The organism is Bacillus sp. SIMBA_031 (assembly GCF_046535225.1).
GTDB classification, from domain to species: domain Bacteria; phylum Bacillota; class Bacilli; order Bacillales; family Bacillaceae; genus Bacillus; species Bacillus velezensis.
In genome coordinates, this window is sequence record NZ_JAWRXC010000713.1 from 1 (window position 1) to 234 (window position 234).

General features: G+C 65.4%; 1 pseudogene. It reads left to right on the plus strand.

The features are described 5' to 3' along the window. A pseudogene (locus SB724_RS21940) lies at positions 1-234 on the plus strand (hypothetical protein); the annotation flags it as partial.

The following is a 234-nucleotide window of genomic DNA, read 5'->3' on the forward strand; positions in this document are numbered from 1 at the left end:
GCACCACCGTTTTGGATTACCCGGATGGAAAGCTGGGGGACTACCTCGCTAGTTTGCAGCGCCTCGAGGAGCTGGGCCCTGCGATCCTCCTGCCAGCCCATGGGCCCGTGCTGCCGGCGCTGGATGAGAAGTGCCGTGAGTACCGCGAGCACCGCGAGCAAAGGCTCGATCAAATCCGGGCAGCACTGCAACGGCTTGGCCAGGGTGCGTCCGTTGCTGCGGTCACCGATGCCG